The organism is Janthinobacterium sp. FW305-129, assembly GCF_020858115.1.
In the GTDB taxonomy this organism is placed as follows: domain Bacteria; phylum Pseudomonadota; class Gammaproteobacteria; order Burkholderiales; family Burkholderiaceae_D; genus Janthinobacterium.
In genome coordinates this window covers 377,498-396,052 of sequence record NZ_JACYMM010000003.1, presented here as the reverse complement: position 1 = coordinate 396,052, position 18,555 = coordinate 377,498, and the positions used below count along the sequence as shown (strand labels likewise).

Below are 18,555 nucleotides of genomic sequence, written 5' to 3'. Positions count from 1 at the left end.
TTACCGAGTCCAAAGATGAATATCGAACAAGCCCGCTTCAATATGATCGAACAGCAGATCCGTCCATGGGACGTACTGGATATCGACGTGCTGGAGCTGTTGAACGTGGTTAAGCGTGAGGATTTCGTACCTGCGGCCTATAAAAATCTGGCCTTCGTCGATACGGAAATTCCACTGGGCGGCGGCGAATGCATGTTCACGCCAAAGCTGGAAGCGCGCATTTTGCAAGATGTAGCCGTCAAGAAGCATGAAAATGTGCTGGAAATCGGTACCGGCAGCGGTTACATGGCCGCCTTGCTGGCGCACAAGGCGCGTCATGTGACGAGCGTGGAAATCGTTCCCCAATTGAAAACCCTGGCCGAGCAGAACCTGGCCGCCAACGGCGTGACCAACGTGACCGTGGAACTGGGTGACGGCGCCCAGGGCTGGAGCAAGGGCGCACCGTACGACGTGATCGTCGTGTCCGGTGCCCTGGCCGTGTTGCCGGAAGCGCTGTTGCAACAAGTCAAAGTCGGCGGCCGCATCCTGGCCATCATCGGCGAAGCGCCGATCATGTCGGCGCACCTGATCACGCGCAGCTCGGACAAGGCCTACGACACGCGCAAGCTGTTTGAAACGAATGTCACGCCGCTGCAAGCCGTGGCACCGTCGCATTTCCAGTTCTGAGGCGACCGATTCGATGGAGCATTTGAGTGCACCGCAGCTGGCCGCCTGGCTGGCTGACCCTTCCCGCCCCCGTCCTGTTTTGCTGGACGTGCGGGAACAGTGGGAGTTCGACCTGTGCCACCTCGACGGTGCCACCTTGATGCAGATGAACTCGATTCCTGCGCGCATCGATGACCTCGATGAAGATGCCGAGATCGTCTGCATCTGCCATCACGGCATGCGCAGCATGCAAGTGGCGGCCTTCCTGGAGCGCAATGGTTTTGGCAAGATCAGTAATTTGACGGGCGGCGTGCATGCCTGGGCGCTGCAAGTCGACAGCGCGATGCCTAAATACTAAGTTATGTTGCAGTAGATGCACCCAGGCATGTTTTTCTGCATGCCTGCGGAGGCCTGTACCCCGCTCACCCGGCGGGCGCAAGGCAAGCGGTAGCAGATTTTTGATTCCATCAACTTTTGACGACTCCAACGGAGAAATGCAATGCGGAAACCCCTAATCGCCGTGCTGATGACCAGCGCCTTTGTCTCGATGACATGCTCGCTGCAAGCGCAGGCGGCCGATCTCATCCAGGTGTACCAGCAGGCGCTGGCCAATGACGCGCAGTACGCCAGCGCGCGCGCGGCCCTGTCGGCCGGGATGGAGCGGGTTCCGCAAGGGCTGGCAGGCTTGCTGCCGCAAATCTCCGCGTCGGGCAGCAATACGCGTGGCAATCAGGAACAGATTATCCAGAACAATGGCGGCAACAAGATCACCTCGCCGTCCGTCAACGTGCGCACGAACAGCTACAACCTGACCCTGGCGCAGCCGCTGTTCCGCTGGGATCGCTGGGAAACCTATCAGCAAAGCAAGCTGGCGCAGGCGATTGCGGAAGCGCAATTTGCGCAAGTTCAGCAAGACCTGATCACGCGCGTGGCGCAGGCGTATTTCGACGTGCTCAGTGCGCAGGACAATCTGGGCGCCACGCAGGCGCAAAAGGTCGCCACGACGGAGCAGCTGGCATCGGCCAAGCGCAATTTTGAAGTCGGCACGCAAACGATTACCGACACGCACGAAGCGCAAGCGGCCTACGACCTGGTGGTGGCGCAGGAATTTGCCGCCATCAATGACCTGGCCAACAAGCGCAGCGCGCTGCAAACCATTATCGGCGAAGCGCCGACCACCCTGGCGCCGATGCGCGCGGGCGTCGTCATCAGCGCGCCGGAACCGGCTGCCGTCGAGCCGTGGGTGTCGTCCGCCGAAGAGCAGAACTACGGCGTCGTCACGGCCCAGTTCAACGTGGAATCGGCCAAGCGCGACATCGGCCGCAACCGCGCCGGCCACTACCCGACCCTGGACCTGATCGCCAACACGGGCCATAGCTACACGTCCGGTGGCGGCAATGGCAACGGGAATAACAATAATGCCATTGGCGTGCAGTGGAGCATCCCGATCTTCAGCGGCTTTGCCGTCACCAGCAAGGTGCGCGAATCGATCGCGCTGGAAAACAAGGCCCGCAACGACCTGGAAACGGCACGCCGCACGGCATCGCAAGGCGCGCGCCAGGCATTCCTGGGCGTTAACAGCGGCCTGGCCCAGGTCAAGGCGCTGGAAGCGGCGGAAGTGTCGAGCAAATCGGCGCTGGAGTCGAACCAGCTCGGTTACCAGGTGGGCGTGCGCATCAATATCGACGTGCTGAATGCACAGAAACAATTGTTCTCGACGCAAAAAGACCTGTCGAAAGCCCGCTACGACACCATCATGAACGGCTTGCGCCTGAAGGCGGCCGCCGGCACGCTGAAGGAAACGGATTTGATGCCCGTCAACGCCTTGCTTGTCAAGTAAGCGCGCTCTTGCTCTACATGAAAACCAGCCCCGGCAACGGCGCTGGTTTTTTTTCGTCTGGCGTTGTTGTCACACGGCGCGGCTGTTGGCCACTTGTGTCAAGACCACGCCTGCCACCACCAGTCCCGCACCCGCCCAGTGCAGCGGAGAAATGTGCTTCACGGCAAAGCCCAGCAAGCCGTAGCGGTCGATGGCCAGCGCGGCCAGCATCTGCCCGCCGATGACGGCCGCCATGAAGGGGCCGGAGCCCATGCGCGGCGCCAGCATCAGCGCGGCCGTAATATAAAACACGCCGGCCGCGCCGCCGAGCCAGGACCAGCCCGGCCCGCGCACGGCGAGGTGGAGATCGGGCGCCGGGATTCTCCAGGCCAGCATCACCAGTGAAGCGAGCGCGGCGCTGACGGCCAGCGAGGCGAGGGTCGCCCACAGCGGGTGGCCCAGGTTGCGGCCCAGCGCGGCATTTGCGCCCGCCTGGAAGGGGACGACGGCGCCGGCCAGCATGGCCAGCGGGGCAAACAAGGTGATCCATCCGTTCATGTATGACTCCCTGCGTGTTGAGTTGATGGCGTCATCGTATTATGCTGTCATGATTAAATCCAATTCGTAGTTTGTCATCCAACTATGCACCAAACGAATAATCTGCGGGCCGTCGATTTGAACTTGCTGGTGATCCTCGATGCGCTGCTCAGCGAGCGCCATTTGTCGCGCGCGGCCGAGCGCTTGCACATGAGCCAGCCCGCCGTCAGCCATGCGCTGGCGCGCTTGCGCCATCTGCTCGACGATCCGTTGCTGCTGCGCGGCAAGGGCGGTTTCCAGCCCACGGCGCGCGCCCTGGAATTGGCGCGGCCGCTGGCCGAAGCCTTGCAAAGCGTGCGCTCCGTGCTGGGCGGCGCCGTCTTCGAGGCGGCCACGGCGCAGCGCGTGTTTCGCTTGGCCATGTCGGATTACGGCGCGGCGCTGATCTTGCCCCGTTTGCTGCGGCGTTTGCGCGTGGAAGCACCGGGCATCGACCTGGCCGTCAGCTATGCCAGCCGCCCGGCCGTGATCGCTGGCGTGCAGGATGGCGACATCGACCTGGCGCTGGGCGTGTTCCCGCAACTGCCTGAACAGTTACACAGAGAAACTTTATTCGAGGAAACCTTCGTGTGCGCGCTCGATCCGGCCAGCCTGGCGGCCGGTGAAATGTTGAGTTTGGACACCTATCTGGCGCGCCCGCACGTGCTGGTGGCATCCGGCGAAGACGGTATGGCGGCTGAAGTCGATGCGGCGCTGGCGCAGCTGGGACAGGCGCGCCGCATTGCCGTGCGCGTGCCGTACTGGACGGTCGCGCCGGAAGTATTGATGGGGACGGATCTGATATTGACGGTGGCGCGGCGCGGCGTGCAGGGGAGCGCGGCGCAGGGGCTGGCGCAGCATTCTGCGCCGTTCGCCATCGCGCCGTTTGCGTTTGAAATGATACGGCACCGCCGCACGGACGGCGATGCGGGCATCGCCTGGCTGCGCGCGGCCATTGCCAGGGCCGCCGAGCCAGGCTGAGGTATTACAGGCCGCCGCCCTGGCCGTCGAACTTGCGCTCGATCAATTCGATCTTGTAGCCATCCGGGTCGGTGATGAAGGCGATCACCGTGTTGCCGCCCTTGACTGGGCCCGGTTCGCGCGTGACGTTGCCGCCATTCGCGCGTGCCGCATCGCACGCGGAGACGATATCGTCGGCCGAGATGGCGATGTGGCCGTATGCCGTGCCCAGCTCGTAGCTGGTGGTGCCATAGTTATACGTCAGTTCCAGTTCCGCGTGGTCGGGGTTCGAACCGTAGCCGACGAAGGCCAGCGTGTACTGGTATTCCGGGTTGTCGCTGGTGCGCAGCAATTTCATGCCCAGGACGTTCGTGTAAAAATCGATGGAGCGCTGCAGGTCGCCGACCCGTAACATGGTGTGCAAAATACGCATCGTAAATCCTTGATCTGAATAGGGGAATGGCAGGATTTTATGCGTTTTACGGCTTTCTTGCCGAGACCGCCCTGGCTGCCCCGGTGCAGGACAGCAGCGGGCGGTGACGTCAATGCCTCCGGATTTACTCCAGATGGGCATCCAGCGTGATTTCCGTGGCCAGCAGCTTCGATACGGGGCAGCCGAGCTTGGCGCGCAGGGCCGCATCCTGGAACGCTGCGTCGGTGGCGCCGGGAATGGTGGCCACCAGGGTCAGGTGGACGGCCGTGATGGCATAGCTGCCATCGATCTTTTCCAGGCTGACCTCGGCCGTGGTTTTCAGGGCCGTGGCGCGCAAGCCCGCCTCGCCCAGCTGGCCCGACAGGGCCATGGTGAAGCAGGCCGCATGGGCCGCGCCGATCAGTTCTTCCGGGTTGCTGCCGGGACCGTCTTCGAAGCGCGTGTTGAAGCCGTACGCCACATTGTCGAGCGCGCCGCTTTCGGTGGAAATGAATCCTTTGCCATCTTTGAGGCCGCCACTCCAGACGGCTGATCCTGTTTTTTTCATGATGTACTCCTTGCGTGGTTCGAAGGTCCATCATGCGCGCCCCACCCTTGCGCTTCCGTTCGTTGCGCCACACAGGGGGCGCATGCGCGGCGTCAATACGCTCACGGCGCCGGCGTCACGCGCCAGATGACATTGCCCACGTCGTCCGCCACCAGCAGCGCGCCCGCCTTGTCGACGGCCACGCCCACGGGGCGCCCCTGCGCCTTGCCATTGCTGTCGAGGAAACCGGCGATGACGTCCTGCGGCGATCCGCTGGGCACGCCATTGGCGAAGGGCACATACAGGACTTTATAGCCGCTGAAAGGCTTGCGGTTCCACGAGCCGTGCTGGCCGATGAAGGCGCCGCCCTGGTAGCGTTCGGGCAGCAGGGTGGCGTCATAAAACGCCAGTCCCAGCGAGGCCGTGTGCGCGCCGAGCGCATAATCGGGCGCAACAGCCGTGGCGACCAGTTCGGGACGGGGTGGCTGGATCCGCGCATCAACGTGCTGGCCAAAATAACTGTAGGGCCAGCCATAGAAGGCACCTTCCTTGACGGAGGTCATGTAGTCGGGCACCAGGTCGTTGCCCAGCTCGTCGCGCTCATTGACGGTCGTCCACAGGGCGCCCGTCCTGGGCTGCCAGGCCAGGCCGACGGGATTGCGCAAGCCCGTCGCATACACGCGCGCCTTGCCCGTGGCGCGCGTGACTTGCCAGATGGCGGCGCGGCCATCTTCGGCTGCCATGCCGTTTTCGCCCACATTGCTGTTGGAACCGACGGCAACATAGAGAAATTTACCGTCGGGGCTGGCGATGACGTTCTTGGTCCAGTGATGATTGATGGGCCCGCCCGGTAAATCCATCACCTTGGTGCCCGGCGCCGTGATGGCCGCTTGCCCGGTGACGTAAGGAAAGCGCAGCAGGGCGTCGGCATTGGCGATGTACAGTTCGTTACCCACCAGGGCCATGCCGAATGGCGAATTCAGTCCCTGCAGGAACACGCTGCGCGTCTGCGCCACGCCATGCGCGTCTGCGCCACGCCATGCGCGTCGACGCCGCGCAGCAGGGTGATGCGGTTGGCGCTGGGCGTGGCGGCGCCCGCTTTTTTCATTTGCATCTGCATGATGGCGCCCTTGATGCCCTTGCTGTCGTCCGGTTTCGGCGGGGCATTCGTTTCCGCCACGAGCACGTCGCCATTCGGCAAGACGTATAGCCAGCGCGGATGGTCGAGATCGCGCGCATACGCATGGATGGCCAGGCCTGCCGCGACAGCGGGGCGCTGCCCGGCCGTCCAGCGCTGCACGGGGGCAACATTGACTGTGGGAATCAGTTGCTTGTCCGGCGCGGGCAGCACGGGCTGCGGGACGAAGCCCACGGGCATGGCGGGCGCCTGGGCGTGCGCGAGATGGGCGCCGCAGGCAGCGGCCAGCAGGAACGAACAGGCGTAACGATGCATGGCGTACTCCGGAACATGAGCAATGCGAGTCGCAGAGCGTGACAGTTGGAGTCAGCGCGCCTTCTTTGGTTCCAGTTGCGGGTCGGGACGGGCTTGCTGCGGCGCGGCCGGCTTGACCTTTTCCGCGCCGGGCTGGGCGTGGCGGTCCGTATCGACCAGGCCTTGTTCCAGGTCGCTGGCCGCCTGTTGCATGATCTTGCGCGGCCGCACGTTCTGCGCGTCGGGCGACTCGTCGCGCTCATGCGGCAGGCGGTCGACGCCGTCATTCTGGACCTTTGCATCGGTATTGATCTTGCGTTCGCTATGCTGGCTAACCATATGGCCTCCTGACAGTAAAGTGTAAGCAGTGTCCCGCCGCGGCAAGCCGCCTGCAAGCGGATTTGTCCATGTTCGGAGCGCTGGCGCACGCATGGACGATTCTTTTTCTGCGCTACACTGCGTGCAACACCAGGAACGCCCCTTGCGGGCACACGGCAGTCGCACTATACTGTGCATATATACAGTATCATGCGATGCCGGCGTGCGATGCGACAGCCAGGGGCGGTTTGCCACCGAATTCACTACCGAGATTTTTATGCCCGTCGATAACTACGCCGACCAGCGAGCCGAACAGCCAGCCGCGACCTTGCCAGCCCCGGGCGAGCGCTTCAACCTGGGCGCCAAGACCATCGCCCTGGTCGTGCGCCAGAATACGGATGGCATTGCCGAACCCGTGAAAAGCATCGTCGATTTCCTGCAAGTGCTGGGCCACACGGTGGTCTTCGAGGCGGAGACGGCTGCGCACCTGAACCTGGCGTTTCCCGGCGTGCGCGCCATGTCGGCGGCCGAGATCGGCGCCGCCGCCGATTGCGCCATCGTCATGGGCGGCGATGGCACCATGCTCGGCATTGCGCGCCAGCTGGCGCCATTCGACGTCCCTTTGATCGGTATCAATCAGGGGCGCCTGGGTTTCATGACGGATATTCCGCTTGAGCGTATGCTGCCTGTATTGGCGCAAATCCTCGGCGGGCGCTTCAAGGCCGAGCGCCGTACCTTGCTTGAAGGCAGCGTGCTGCGCGACGGCGTATCGATCCACGTGGGCATGGCCGTCAACGACGTCGTCGTTTCGCGCGGCGGCGGCGCCGGCATGGCCGAATTGCGTGTCGAGGTCGACGGCCACTTCATGTACAACCAGCGGTCGGATGGCTTGATCATTTCCACGCCCACGGGCTCGACCGCATATTCGCTGTCGGCCGGCGGCCCCTTGCTGCACCCGACCCTGGGCGGCATCGTGCTCGTGCCGATCGCCCCGCACGCGCTGTCGAACCGCCCCATCGTCTTGCCCGATTCCAGCCAGATCGTCGTGGAAATCGTCCGCGGACGCGATATCAGCGTCAATTTCGACATGCAGACCTTTGCCAGCCTGGTGCAGCAAGACCGCATCCTCATCCGCCGTTCGCCGCACACGATTACCTTCCTGCATCCGGAAGGGTGGAGCTACTACAACACCCTGCGTGAAAAACTGCACTGGAACGAGTACCCGTCGGGCGAGGGCAAGCTCAGCTAATAAGTTTCCCTACCTCAACCCGCGGTGCGCCGCCTAACCACAGAAGCCATGCTCCATACACTGTCCATTCGCGATTTTGTCATTGTCGATACCATTGAACTGGAATTTTCCGCCGGCTTCAGCGTGCTGACGGGCGAGACGGGCGCCGGCAAGTCCATCCTCATCGATGCGCTGACCCTGGCGCTGGGCGGGCGCGGCGACGCCAGCGTGGTGCGCGAAGGCGCGGCCAAGGCCGACATCACGGCCGATTTTTCCGTCAGCGAGGTGGCGCAGGCCTGGCTGGTGGCCAATGAATTCGCCAACGACGATGGCGGCGCCCTGCTGCGCCGCGTGATCGACAATGCGGGCCGCTCGAAAGCGTATATCAACGGCATCCCCGCCACGGCGGCGCAACTGCGCGAACTGGGCGACATGCTGGTCGACATCCACGGCCAGCACGCGCACCAGTCCTTGCTGAAAAGCGAAGCGCAGCGCGCCTTGCTCGACGGCCAGGCGACGGCGCGCGAAGCGGGCGCGGAGCAGGATGCGCGCCAAGTGGCGGCGCTGCACAAGCGCTGGCGCGCACTCGTGCGTCAGCGCGAGGAATTCGAAACGAATGCCGCCAACGTGCTGTATGAACGCGAACGGCTGGAATGGCAAGTGGGAGAACTGGAAAAACTGGCCGCCAAGCCCGGCGAATGGACGGAGATCACGAACGAGCACAGCCGCCTGTCGCACGCGGCCAGCCTGCTCGAAGGGGCGCAGGAAGCCCTGGCGATCATTTCCGAACAGGAAGATCATCCGATCGTGTCGCAACTGTCGGCCCTGAACCAGAAGCTGGGCAAGCTGGTGTCCGTCGATGCGGAATTGCAGCCGATCGTCGACCTGATCGAATCGTCGCGCATCCAGCTGCAGGAATCCGTGTATGCGTTGAACAATTACCTGGACCGGGTGGAACTGGACCCGGAGCGCCTGCACCAGCTCGACGCGCGCATGGAGGCCATGCACAGCACGGCCCGCAAATTCCGCGTCACGCCCGAAGAGTTGCCTGAGGAACATTCTAAACTGTCGGAAAAGCTGCAGCACCTGGCCGACGCTTCCGATATCGAAGGTTTGCTGCGCCAGGAAGCGAAGATCGAGGCCGAGTACCGCGGCGTCGCCGAGCGATTGTCCGCCACGCGCCGCGCCGCCGCCCTGGAACTGGGGCAAGCCGTCACGCGCGCCATGCAGGAACTGAGCATGACGGGCGGCAGCTTTGAAATTGCGCTGCACCCGTGCGAACCGGCCGCGCATGGCCTCGAGCAAGTGGAATTCCTCGTCGCCGGCCACGCGGGCACGGCGCCACGTTCGCTGGCCAAGGTGGCGTCTGGCGGCGAACTGGCGCGCATCGCGCTGGCCATTTCCGTCATCACCTCGCACGCCACCACCACGCCCACGCTGATCTTCGACGAGGTCGACAGCGGCATCGGCGGCGCCGTCGCCGAAGTCGTGGGGCGCTTGCTGAAACGCCTGGGACAAGGGCGGCAAGTGCTGTGCGTGACCCACTTGCCGCAAGTGGCGAGCCAGGCGAATCAGCATTTCCAGGTGGCAAAAAGTACCCTGGACAACGGCAAGACGGCCTCGCGCATCGACATGCTCGACGCCAAGGCCCGCGTGGAAGAAGTGGCGCGCATGCTGGGCGGCCTGGAAATCACGGCCACCACGCGCAAGCATGCACGTGAATTGCTCGCGATTTGACCTGGGATGTGGCAGGCGTGCTGCCATCGTCTGGCAGTACTCCCGATGTTGACGCAATGTAACTATAATGGGCGGCTAATCCATCCAACGCCTTTGAAGAGCCTTCATGTCATTTCAAACTGAACCGCCGTACACGCATGGCAGCATCGACCGCAGCGCCGTGGTGCTGGTCAACCTGGGCACGCCCGATGCGCCGACCTCGTCGGCCGTGCGGCGCTATCTGAAACAATTCCTGTCGGATCCGCGCGTGGTGGAAATTCCCCGCATCGTCTGGTGGTTCATCTTGAACCTGATCATCTTGCCCTTCCGTTCGGGCCAGTCGGCCAAGAAATACGCGTCGATCTGGACGCGCGACGGCTCGCCCCTGAAAGTACATACGCAAAAGCAGGCCAAATTGCTGGCTGGCGCCCTGGCCGAGCGGGGCCATGACGGGGTGACGGTGGCCATGGCCATGCGCTACGGTTCGCCTTCCTTGCCCGACGTGCTGGCCAGGCTGAAAAGCGAAGGCTGCGAGCGCATCGCCATTTTGCCGGCCTATCCGCAATATTCGGGGACGACGACGGGTTCCATCTACGACGCCGTATTCGCCCATTACGCCACCGTGCGCAATGTGCCGGAATTGCGTTTTATCAAGCAATATCACGAGCACGACACGTATATCGACGCCTTGCGCGATTCCGTGCTGAACCACTGGGAAGCGCATGGCCGTCCGGAAAAACTGGTGATGAGTTTTCATGGCGTGCCCAAGCGCACCTTGCTGCTGGGCGATCCGTATCACTGCCAATGCCTGAAAACGGCGCGATTGCTGGCGGAAAAACTGAAATTAACTAAAGAGCAATATGTGGTGACTTTCCAGTCGCGCTTTGGCAAGGCCGAATGGCTGCAGCCATACACGGCGCCGACCCTGGTGGCGCTGGCGCAACAGGGCGTCAAGCGTGTCGATTTGCTGTGCCCGGGCTTTACCAGCGATTGCCTGGAAACCCTGGAAGAGATCGCCATGGAAGCCAAGCATGATTTCGAAACGTCCGGCGGTCAGCAGTTTCATTACATTGCTTGCCTGAACGAAACGCCGGCCTGGATCGCCGGCATGGCGGAAATTGCCGAGCAACACATGATCGGCTGGCCGACGATGAAGACGGCGCCGCAGCGCGAGGCGGACAAGAAAGCGGGCGAGCAGGCGCGCGCGGCGGCTCTGGCCCTGGGCGCAGCGAATTAGAAGCAAGAGGCATGTTTTTCTACCATGTAAAGCCGCGCTTGCGCGGCTTTGTCATTTTTCGCATCCACCGAGGTTTTCCAAATAGCAACACCGTCAGTGGCAATGGCTTGGTCGGGACTGGTAGAATGCCGGCTTCGCTGGGGATGACGGCTGTATCAGACGGCGCGCACGGCTCGCGGCCCGAAATGGGAAACGAAATGTAATAAGCTGTAACATTAGCTGACGTAAACCTTGGCGCTCGCGCCGATACCCCTTGAAACAGTAGGATATAGCCCCATCTGCCGGTTAGTGTTGTAAAGATGTATAGCCTAACCCATTTAAGTCATTGATTGTAGGAGCTTTCTAGATGCAAGATCAGGAAAACCAAGCTGTACCTAATCCGCAAGCGGACGCCGCGACGACTGCGCCATCGACTCCCGCAGAGCCTACTTTGGAAGAGCAGCTGGCCAGTACCGAAGCGCGTCTGGCAGAGATGCACGATGCCTTCATGCGTGCCAAGGCCGATGGCGAAAATATCCGCCGCCGCGCGCAGGAAGATGTTGCTAAAGCGCATAAATTCGCAGTGGAAAGCTTTGCCGAAGCCATGGTGCCGGTCAAAGACAGCCTGGAAACGGCGCTGACGGTGGAAGCACCGACCATCGAATCGCTGAAAGAAGGCGTCGAGATGACACTGAAGCAACTGAACGCCGCGTTCGAGCGCAACCGCCTGGTGGAAGTGTTGCCAGTGCAAGGTGAAAAGCTCGATCCGATGAAACACCAGGCTGTTGCCGTGGTGCCAGCGGAGCAGGAAGCCAATACCATCGTATCAGTCTTGCAAAAGGGCTATATGATTGCGGACCGCCTGCTGCGTCCAGCCATTGTAACGACCGCGCAAGCAAAATAATCAGAGGGCGGCATCAAGCAAGCCTTGAAACCATGCCGCTTTGCCACATATAAGAACCATCTGAAATCTAGCAAATAAAAGGAAAAAAATCATGGGTAGAATTATCGGTATCGATCTGGGAACCACGAATTCCTGCGTTTCCATCATGGAAAACGGTCAACCAAAGGTAATCGAAAACGCTGAAGGCGCACGCACGACGCCGTCGATTATTGCTTATCAAGAAGATGGCGAAATTCTCGTCGGCGCGCCAGCGAAACGCCAGGCCGTGACCAATCCGAAAAACACGCTGTACGCAGTCAAGCGTTTGATCGGTCGCAAGTTCGACGAAAAAGAAGTTCAAAAAGACATCGCGCTGATGCCGTACCAAATCATGAAAGCCGACAACGGCGATGCATGGATCGGCGTACGCGACAAAAAACTGGCGCCGCCGCAAATTTCGGCTGAAGTCCTGCGCAAGATGAAAAAAACGGCAGAAGACTACCTCGGTGAAGAAGTCACCGAAGCCGTCATCACCGTGCCTGCGTACTTCAACGACTCGCAGCGTCAAGCCACCAAGGATGCCGGCCGTATCGCTGGTCTGGACGTCAAGCGCATCATCAACGAGCCAACCGCGGCAGCGCTGGCGTTCGGCCTGGACAAGACCGAAAAAGGCGACCGTAAAATCGCCGTGTATGACTTGGGTGGCGGTACGTTCGACGTGTCGATCATCGAAATCGCAGATGTTGATGGCGAGAAACAATTTGAAGTGCTGTCGACCAACGGCGACACCTTCCTGGGCGGCGAAGACTTCGACCAGCGCGTCATCGATTACATCATCGACGAGTTCAAAAAGATCAACGGCATCGACCTGAAAAAAGATCCGATCGCCCTGCAGCGCATCAAGGCTTCGGCCGAGCGCGCGAAGATCGAGTTGTCGTCGTCGCAACAAACCGAGATCAACGAGCCGTACATCGCCATGGCGAACGGCGCACCGGTCCACTTGAACCTGAAGATGACCCGCGCCAAGCTGGAATCGCTGGTGGAAGAGCTGATCACGGCGACGATGGAACCATGCCGTACCGCCATCAAAGATGCTGGCGTGAAAGTGTCGGACATCGATGACATCATCCTGGTCGGCGGTATGACCCGTATGCCGAAGGTGCAGGAAAAAGTGAAGGAATTCTTCGGCAAGGATCCACGCAAGGACGTGAACCCGGACGAAGCCGTTGCCGTGGGCGCAGCGATTCAAGGTTCGGTCCTGTCGGGCGAACGCAAAGACTTGCTGTTGCTGGACGTCACTCCTCTGTCCCTGGGTATCGAAACCCTGGGCGGCGTGATGACCAAGATGATCCACAAAAACACGACGATTCCGACCAAGTTCAGCCAGGTCTTCTCGACGGCCGACGACAACCAGCCTGCGGTGACCATCAAGGTCTTCCAGGGTGAGCGCGAAATCGCCGCCGGCAACAAGGGTCTGGGCGAATTCAATCTGGAAGGCATCCCGCCAGCATCGCGTGGTACGCCACAGATCGAAGTGACCTTCGACATCGACGCCAACGGCATCTTGCACGTCGGCGCGAAAGACAAGGCCACCGGCAAGGAAAACAAGATCACGATCAAGGCCAATTCCGGCTTGACCGAGGCTGAAATCCAGAAGATGGTCAAAGACGCCGAGTTGAACGCGGAAGAAGACAAAAAGGTCAAAGAATTGGCCGAGTCGCGCAACCAGGCCGATGCTCTGGTACACTCGACCCGGAAATCCTTGACCGAATACGGCGACAAGCTGGATGCGGGCGAGAAAGAGAAGATCGAAGCGGCGATCACCGACCTGGAAGCAAGCATCAAGGCGGGCGACAAGGCTGAGATCGACGCCAAGGTGGAAGCACTGTCGAGCGCATCGCAGAAACTGGGCGAAAAAATGTATGCCGACATGCAAGCGCAGCAAGCTGCCGGCGGCGCGGAAGGTGCACAGCAAGCTGCTGGCGCATCGGACGCAGGTGCCAAGCAAGACGACGTTGTTGACGCTGACTTCAAAGAAGTCAAAGACAGCAAGTAATTGTCTTGCGCCCCCTTCACCGGGGGCAGCCGGGCTGAACGCTACATCGCGGGATTAGCCGCGAAGACCGGCCGAGCCGAGTCGTTGCCCAGTGCAGCACTCGACTCGGCTTTTTCGTGTAATTTTTACATCAGTAGATAGACTGCAAGGTGCCGACAACATGGCAAAGCGTGATTTTTACGAGACACTCGGTGTCGCAAAAAATGCTTCGGAAGAAGAGATCAAAAAGTCTTACCGTAAACTGGCGATGAAATACCATCCGGACCGCAATCCGGATAGCAAGGAATCGGAAGAAAAGTTTAAGGAAGTCAAAGAAGCTTACGAGATGCTGACCAATCCGGAAAAGCGCGATGCGTATGACCGTTACGGTCACGCCGGCGTGGACCCGAACATGGGCGGCGGTGGCGGCTTCGGCGGCGGTGCTGGCGGCTTTGCCGACAGCTTCGGCGATATCTTCGGCGACATCTTTGGCGGTGGCGGTGGACGCAGCCGCAATGCGGGGCCGCAGGTGTACCGTGGCGCCGACTTGCGCTACAACCTGGAAATTACACTGGAGCAAGCTGCTCACGGCTTCGACACGACCATCCGCGTGCCGAGCTGGGACAAGTGCGACACTTGCCACGGCAGCGGCGCCAAGCCGGGTACGTCGCCGACCACTTGCGGTACCTGCGGCGGTCACGGCCAGGTGCGCATGCAGCAAGGTTTCTTCAGCATCCAGCAAACCTGCCCGAAATGCCATGGCAGCGGCAAGGTCATCACCGACCCCTGCACGCCGTGCGGCGGCGCCGGTCGCATCAAGCGCAACAAGACGCTGGAAGTCAAGATTCCAGTCGGTATCGACAACGGCATGCGTATCCGTTCGTCCGGCAACGGCGAACCGGGCACGAATGGCGGCCCGTCGGGCGACCTGTATGTGGAAATCCACATCAAGCCGCACGCCGTGTTCCAGCGCGAAGGTGACGACCTGCATTGCGAAATGCCGATCTCGTTCGCCAAGGCGGCCCTGGGTGGCGAAATCGAAGTGCCGACCCTGAACGGCAAAGTGTCGTTCACGATTCCGGAAGGCACCCAGTCGGGCAAGACCTTCCGCCTGAAAGGCAAGGGCATCAAGGGCGTGCGCTCCGGTTACGCGGGCGACCTGTTCTGCCACGTGGCCATCGAAACGCCTGTGAAACTGACGGAAAAACAGAAAGACCTGCTGCGCGACTTTGAAAAGTCGACCACCGAGGGCGGTGCCAAGCACAGTCCGCAAAGCAAGACCTGGAAGGACAAGGTCAAGGATTTTTTTGAGTAAGCACACGTAATACCATGCGCCGGGATGCTCACACATCCCGGCGTTTTTTTCACTGCGACTGATAAATGTGCGCACATCGCCGGCCTATGGGCGCGATCTGCCGTCAATTCAGTCGTATTACACAATGGGAGCGATATGACCGAACAGAAAAATGGCCTGGCCCTGGCGGAACTGCTGCAGCGTAACCGCCGCTGGGCCGACTCGATGGTGGCGAAAGACCCGAACTTCTTCAAGAACCTGGAAGCGCAGACCTCGCCCGAATACCTGTGGATCGGCTGCTCCGACAGCCGCGTGCCCGCCAACGAGCTGCTGGGCATGGCGCCTGGCGACGTGTTTGTGCACCGTAATATTGCCAATGTGGTCGTGCATTCCGACCTCAATTGCCTGTCCGTCCTGCAATTTGCCGTGGACGTGCTGAAAGTCAAACATGTCATCATCGTCGGCCATTACGGCTGCAAAGGCGTGCATGCGGCCATGACGGGCACGCGCATCGGCCTGGTCGACAACTGGCTGCGCCACGTCCAGGACGTGGGCCAGAAGCACGAACGCTACCTGGGCGACGTGCTGACGAGCCGCCAGCGCGGCGACCGCCTGTGCGAACTGAATGTGGTCGAGCAAGTCTTGAACGTGTGCCAGACCACCATCGTGCAAGATGCGTGGGAACGGGGCCAGGAACTCAGCGTCCACGGCTGGGTCTATGGCTTGAAGGATGGCTTGCTGAACGACCTGGAAGTGACCGTCACGGCGGGCCACGAGCTGGCGCCGCGCATGGCAACGCGCCTGGCCCGCTACGAAGCAACGGCGTAGGCAACGCCGGCGCAGCGCCTAGGGCGCGGCGCCTTCCAGGCGGCCCAGGTAATCGGCCGCCTCCCGCACGCCTTCCTGCGCCGCCTGGCGCAGCCAGGTTTTTGCCTGGGGAATATCCCGGGGCGTGCCCCGGCCTTCAGCCAGCGCTACTCCATAGTGATAGCGCGCCAGCCGCGCATAGGCGGCGTCATCGTTGGTATGGGCCCCGCGCCGCATCAGCGCCGTCGCCTGCGCCAGGTCCTTCGGCACGCCGATGCCCGTTTCATACAGCTGGGCCAGCCAAATCATCGAATACACATCGTTCCAGCGCCGGATGCAATCTTCAAAGATGGCCACGGCGGCCGCATGGTCGCCCGTCTTGTCGGCCGCATAGCCATATAAACACTTGATGCGCTTGTCGCTGTGCACATAGGCTTTGTAGCTGAGATCGCCTTCATCCTGGCTATCCTGGGCATGGGAGGGCGCAGCGAGCAACAGAGCAAGCAAGAGGGCGAGAGTGGGCATGGCATTCCTGTCTATGCGTTGAAAATTGTTATATAAGCAAGTTTCGTGCTAGGGCCATTCCCGGGCGAAGCCGTTACTGCTGTGCCATTGCGTGACAGTGCCTGTTGCAGCGTGGCGCAACGCGCCGCGCATATCCATAGCAGAAATGCTTCGTTTGCAGGATCGATGCGCAGGCATACAGTGGGCTTCCCCAGACTCTAGTCGAGTTCCCATGTCGGCCGTCCTGAAACCCGCGCAGTCCACCAGCCATTTCCGTATCGAAACGTTCGACGCGCCGCTGGGCGCGCAAGTGCTGGGGCTGGACCTGGCGCAGCCGCTGTCGCTGGGCGACTTCCAGCGCCTGCACCACGCCCACCTCGACCATCACGTGCTGGTGTTCCGCGACCAGCGCATCACGCCGCAGCAGCAAGTCGATTTCAGCCGCCGCTTCGGCCCCCTGCAAATCCACGTGCTGCGCCAGTTCCAGCTGCCCACGCAGCCGGAGGTGCTGATCATCTCGAACATCGTCGAAGATGGCCAGCCCATCGGTCTGGGTGACGCGGGCCATTTCTGGCACTCCGACCTGTCGTACAAGGAAGTGCCCAGCCTCGGTTCCATGCTGCACGCGCAGGAATTGCCGGACGAGGGCGGCGATACCGTGTTTGCCAATATGCACCTGGCCTGGGAAAGCTTGCCGGCCGCGCTGCGCCATGCCGTGCGCGGCGCCCGCGCCGAGCACAGCTATCTGAGCCAGTATGAGGAGTTGCGCCGCCGCAACCCGTGGCGGCCCGCGCTGACGCAGGCGCAGATCGATGAAGTCACGCCCGTGACGCACCCCGTGGTGCGCGTGCATCCGGAAACGGGACGGCGCGCCCTGTTCGTCAGCGAACATTTCACCACGCGCATCGTCGGCTTGCCCGAGGACGAAAGCCGCGCCCTGCTCGACGAACTGTTTGCGCACAGCGTACGCCCGGAACACCTGTACGTGCACCGCTGGCAGCCGCATGACCTGGTGTTCTGGGACAACCGTTCCCTGATGCATCTGGCGACGGGTTGTCCGCCCGAGCAGCGCCGCAAACTCTACCGTACAACCATCGAAGGCGATGCACCGTACTGATTTCTACTGTTGATCTGACCCAAGGAGTGTCCATGTTGCCGATCTTGACCTTTTCCCGCCGCCTGCTCGCCACCATTGTCGTGCTGTGCATGGCCATGCCCATGGCCCGGGCCGAAGGCCAGATCCGCATCGCGGGCCAGCATGGCATCACCTTCTTGCTGCTCAATATTGCGCAGGAACAAAAGCTGATCGAAAAGCATGGCAAGCAGCAGGGCGTCGATGTCAAAGTCGAGTGGATCACCCTGTCCGGCGGCCCCGCCATCAATGACGCTTTGTTGTCGGGCAATATCGATATCGCGGGGGCCGGCCTGGGGCCGCTGCTGACCATCTGGGACCGCACCAAAGGCCGGCAGAACGTGCGCGGCGTGGCCTCGCTCGGTAATTTTCCCTACTACTTGATCAGCAACAATCCCAAGGTGAAAACCCTGGCCGACTTGACGGACAAGGACCGCATCGCCTTGCCTGCCGTCTCTGTTTCCGTCCAGGCGAGGATATTGCAGATGGCCGTGGCGAAACAGTGGGGCGACAAGGAATTCGCGCGGCTCGACAAGATCACGCAAACCTTGCCGCACCCCGATGCGGCGGCGGCCATCATCGCCGGCGGCACGGAGTTGACGGGTCACTTCGGCAATTCACCGTTCCAGGAGCAGGAGCTGGCGCAAAACCCGAACGCTCACATCATCCTGAACTCGTACGACGTGCAGGGCGGGCCCAGCTCATCGACCCTGCTGTATGCGACGGAAAAGTACCGCAAGGACAATCCGAAGACGTACCGCGCCTTCATCGCCGCCCTGGCCGAAGCGGCGCAGTATGCGAGCAGCAATCCGCAGGGAGCGGCCGACATCTACATCAAGGTGAACAAGAGCAAGGTGGACCGCAATCTGCTGCTGAAAATCTTTGCCAATCCGCAAGTGCAATTCAAGATCGCGCCGCAAAATACCTATGGCCTGGCACAATTCCTGCACCGCGTGAACGCCATCCGCAATCTGCCCGACAACTGGCGCGACTACTTCTTTGACGACCCTGCCATCACGCAAGGAGGCTGA

General features: G+C 61.4%; 18 protein-coding genes and 1 pseudogene. 13 read left to right on the top strand and 6 right to left on the bottom strand.

What is annotated here, in order from left to right:
• Nucleotides 1-15: 15 nt before the first annotated feature.
• The 3 genes from IGS61_RS08150 (at nucleotide 16) to IGS61_RS08140 (ending at nucleotide 2,485) form a co-directional block, all read left to right on the top strand.
• A complete protein-coding gene (locus IGS61_RS08150; RefSeq protein WP_215403331.1) occupies nucleotides 16-666 on the top strand; it encodes a protein-L-isoaspartate O-methyltransferase family protein in 651 nt (216 codons plus the stop codon).
• A 13-nt stretch (nucleotides 667-679) separates the two neighbouring features.
• The gene (locus tag IGS61_RS08145) at nucleotides 680-1,003 is read left to right on the top strand and encodes a rhodanese-like domain-containing protein (protein WP_219132534.1); all 324 of its coding nucleotides are present in this window, start codon (nucleotides 680-682) and stop codon (nucleotides 1,001-1,003) included.
• A gap of 141 nt (nucleotides 1,004-1,144) precedes the next feature.
• The gene (locus IGS61_RS08140; RefSeq protein WP_230539119.1) at nucleotides 1,145-2,485 is read left to right on the top strand and encodes a TolC family outer membrane protein; all 1,341 of its coding nucleotides are present in this window, start codon (nucleotides 1,145-1,147) and stop codon (nucleotides 2,483-2,485) included.
• A gap of 69 nt (nucleotides 2,486-2,554) precedes the next feature.
• Here the strand turns inward: IGS61_RS08140 and IGS61_RS08135 are convergent, their stop codons facing one another.
• A complete protein-coding gene (locus tag IGS61_RS08135) occupies nucleotides 2,555-3,022 on the bottom strand; it encodes a DMT family transporter (RefSeq protein WP_230539118.1) in 468 nt (155 codons plus the stop codon).
• 84 nt (nucleotides 3,023-3,106) lie between these two features.
• On the opposite strand from IGS61_RS08135, the gene IGS61_RS08130 reads away from it, so the two are divergent.
• Complete coding sequence (locus tag IGS61_RS08130) at nucleotides 3,107-4,021, top strand: LysR substrate-binding domain-containing protein (RefSeq protein WP_230539117.1); 915 nt, start codon at nucleotides 3,107-3,109, stop codon at nucleotides 4,019-4,021.
• A gap of 4 nt (nucleotides 4,022-4,025) precedes the next feature.
• Here IGS61_RS08130 and gloA read toward each other — a convergent pair whose 3' ends face one another.
• From gloA to IGS61_RS08110, 4 genes and pseudogenes are all read right to left on the bottom strand, one after another.
• A complete protein-coding gene (gene gloA, locus IGS61_RS08125; protein ID WP_230539116.1) occupies nucleotides 4,026-4,433 on the bottom strand; it encodes a lactoylglutathione lyase in 408 nt (135 codons plus the stop codon).
• 124 nt (nucleotides 4,434-4,557) lie between these two features.
• Nucleotides 4,558-4,980, bottom strand: a complete 423-nt coding sequence (locus IGS61_RS08120) for an OsmC family protein (protein WP_230539115.1) — start codon at nucleotides 4,978-4,980, stop codon at nucleotides 4,558-4,560.
• A gap of 101 nt (nucleotides 4,981-5,081) precedes the next feature.
• Nucleotides 5,082-6,412, bottom strand: a pseudogene (locus IGS61_RS08115) (PQQ-dependent sugar dehydrogenase).
• A 51-nt stretch (nucleotides 6,413-6,463) separates the two neighbouring features.
• Nucleotides 6,464-6,730 carry a hypothetical protein gene (locus tag IGS61_RS08110; protein WP_230539114.1) on the bottom strand — a complete coding sequence of 89 codons (267 nt, stop codon included), beginning with the start codon at nucleotides 6,728-6,730 and terminating at the stop codon, nucleotides 6,464-6,466.
• A 256-nt stretch (nucleotides 6,731-6,986) separates the two neighbouring features.
• Here IGS61_RS08110 and IGS61_RS08105 point away from each other — a divergent pair, with 256 nt between their 5' ends.
• The 7 genes from IGS61_RS08105 (at nucleotide 6,987) to can (ending at nucleotide 15,909) form a co-directional block, all read left to right on the top strand.
• On the top strand, nucleotides 6,987-7,958 hold the full coding sequence (locus IGS61_RS08105) for an NAD kinase (protein WP_230539113.1): 972 nt from the start codon (nucleotides 6,987-6,989) through the stop codon (nucleotides 7,956-7,958).
• 48 nt (nucleotides 7,959-8,006) lie between these two features.
• Nucleotides 8,007-9,674 (top strand): DNA repair protein RecN, encoded by a 1,668-nt coding sequence (recN, locus tag IGS61_RS08100; protein ID WP_230539112.1) that lies wholly within the window; start codon nucleotides 8,007-8,009, stop codon nucleotides 9,672-9,674.
• A gap of 106 nt (nucleotides 9,675-9,780) precedes the next feature.
• Complete coding sequence (gene hemH, locus IGS61_RS08095; protein WP_230539111.1) at nucleotides 9,781-10,890, top strand: ferrochelatase; 1,110 nt, start codon at nucleotides 9,781-9,783, stop codon at nucleotides 10,888-10,890.
• A 346-nt stretch (nucleotides 10,891-11,236) separates the two neighbouring features.
• Nucleotides 11,237-11,773, top strand: a complete 537-nt coding sequence (gene grpE / locus IGS61_RS08090; protein WP_230539110.1) for a nucleotide exchange factor GrpE — start codon at nucleotides 11,237-11,239, stop codon at nucleotides 11,771-11,773.
• Between the two features lie 91 nt (nucleotides 11,774-11,864).
• Entirely contained in the window at nucleotides 11,865-13,808 is a 1,944-nt protein-coding gene (gene dnaK / locus IGS61_RS08085) for a molecular chaperone DnaK (protein WP_070290878.1), read from the top strand.
• Nucleotides 13,809-13,968: 160 nt separating this feature from the next.
• Nucleotides 13,969-15,102, top strand: coding sequence for a molecular chaperone DnaJ (gene dnaJ / locus IGS61_RS08080; protein WP_086147258.1), 1,134 nt, complete (start codon nucleotides 13,969-13,971; stop codon nucleotides 15,100-15,102).
• 135 nt (nucleotides 15,103-15,237) lie between these two features.
• Nucleotides 15,238-15,909: a carbonate dehydratase gene (gene can, locus IGS61_RS08075; RefSeq protein ID WP_131685712.1), complete on the top strand. Its 672-nt coding sequence runs from the start codon at nucleotides 15,238-15,240 to the stop codon at nucleotides 15,907-15,909.
• Nucleotides 15,910-15,927: 18 nt separating this feature from the next.
• On the opposite strand, the gene IGS61_RS27835 is transcribed toward can, so the two are convergent.
• Nucleotides 15,928-16,413 (bottom strand): tetratricopeptide repeat protein, encoded by a 486-nt coding sequence (locus IGS61_RS27835; RefSeq protein WP_268993788.1) that lies wholly within the window; start codon nucleotides 16,411-16,413, stop codon nucleotides 15,928-15,930.
• A 211-nt stretch (nucleotides 16,414-16,624) separates the two neighbouring features.
• Between IGS61_RS27835 and IGS61_RS08065 the strand changes: the two genes are divergently transcribed.
• Both IGS61_RS08065 and IGS61_RS08060 read left to right on the top strand, forming a co-directional pair.
• Nucleotides 16,625-17,509 carry a TauD/TfdA dioxygenase family protein gene (locus IGS61_RS08065; RefSeq protein ID WP_230539109.1) on the top strand — a complete coding sequence of 295 codons (885 nt, stop codon included), beginning with the start codon at nucleotides 16,625-16,627 and terminating at the stop codon, nucleotides 17,507-17,509.
• A gap of 32 nt (nucleotides 17,510-17,541) precedes the next feature.
• Entirely contained in the window at nucleotides 17,542-18,555 is a 1,014-nt protein-coding gene (locus IGS61_RS08060) for an ABC transporter substrate-binding protein (protein WP_442908039.1), read from the top strand.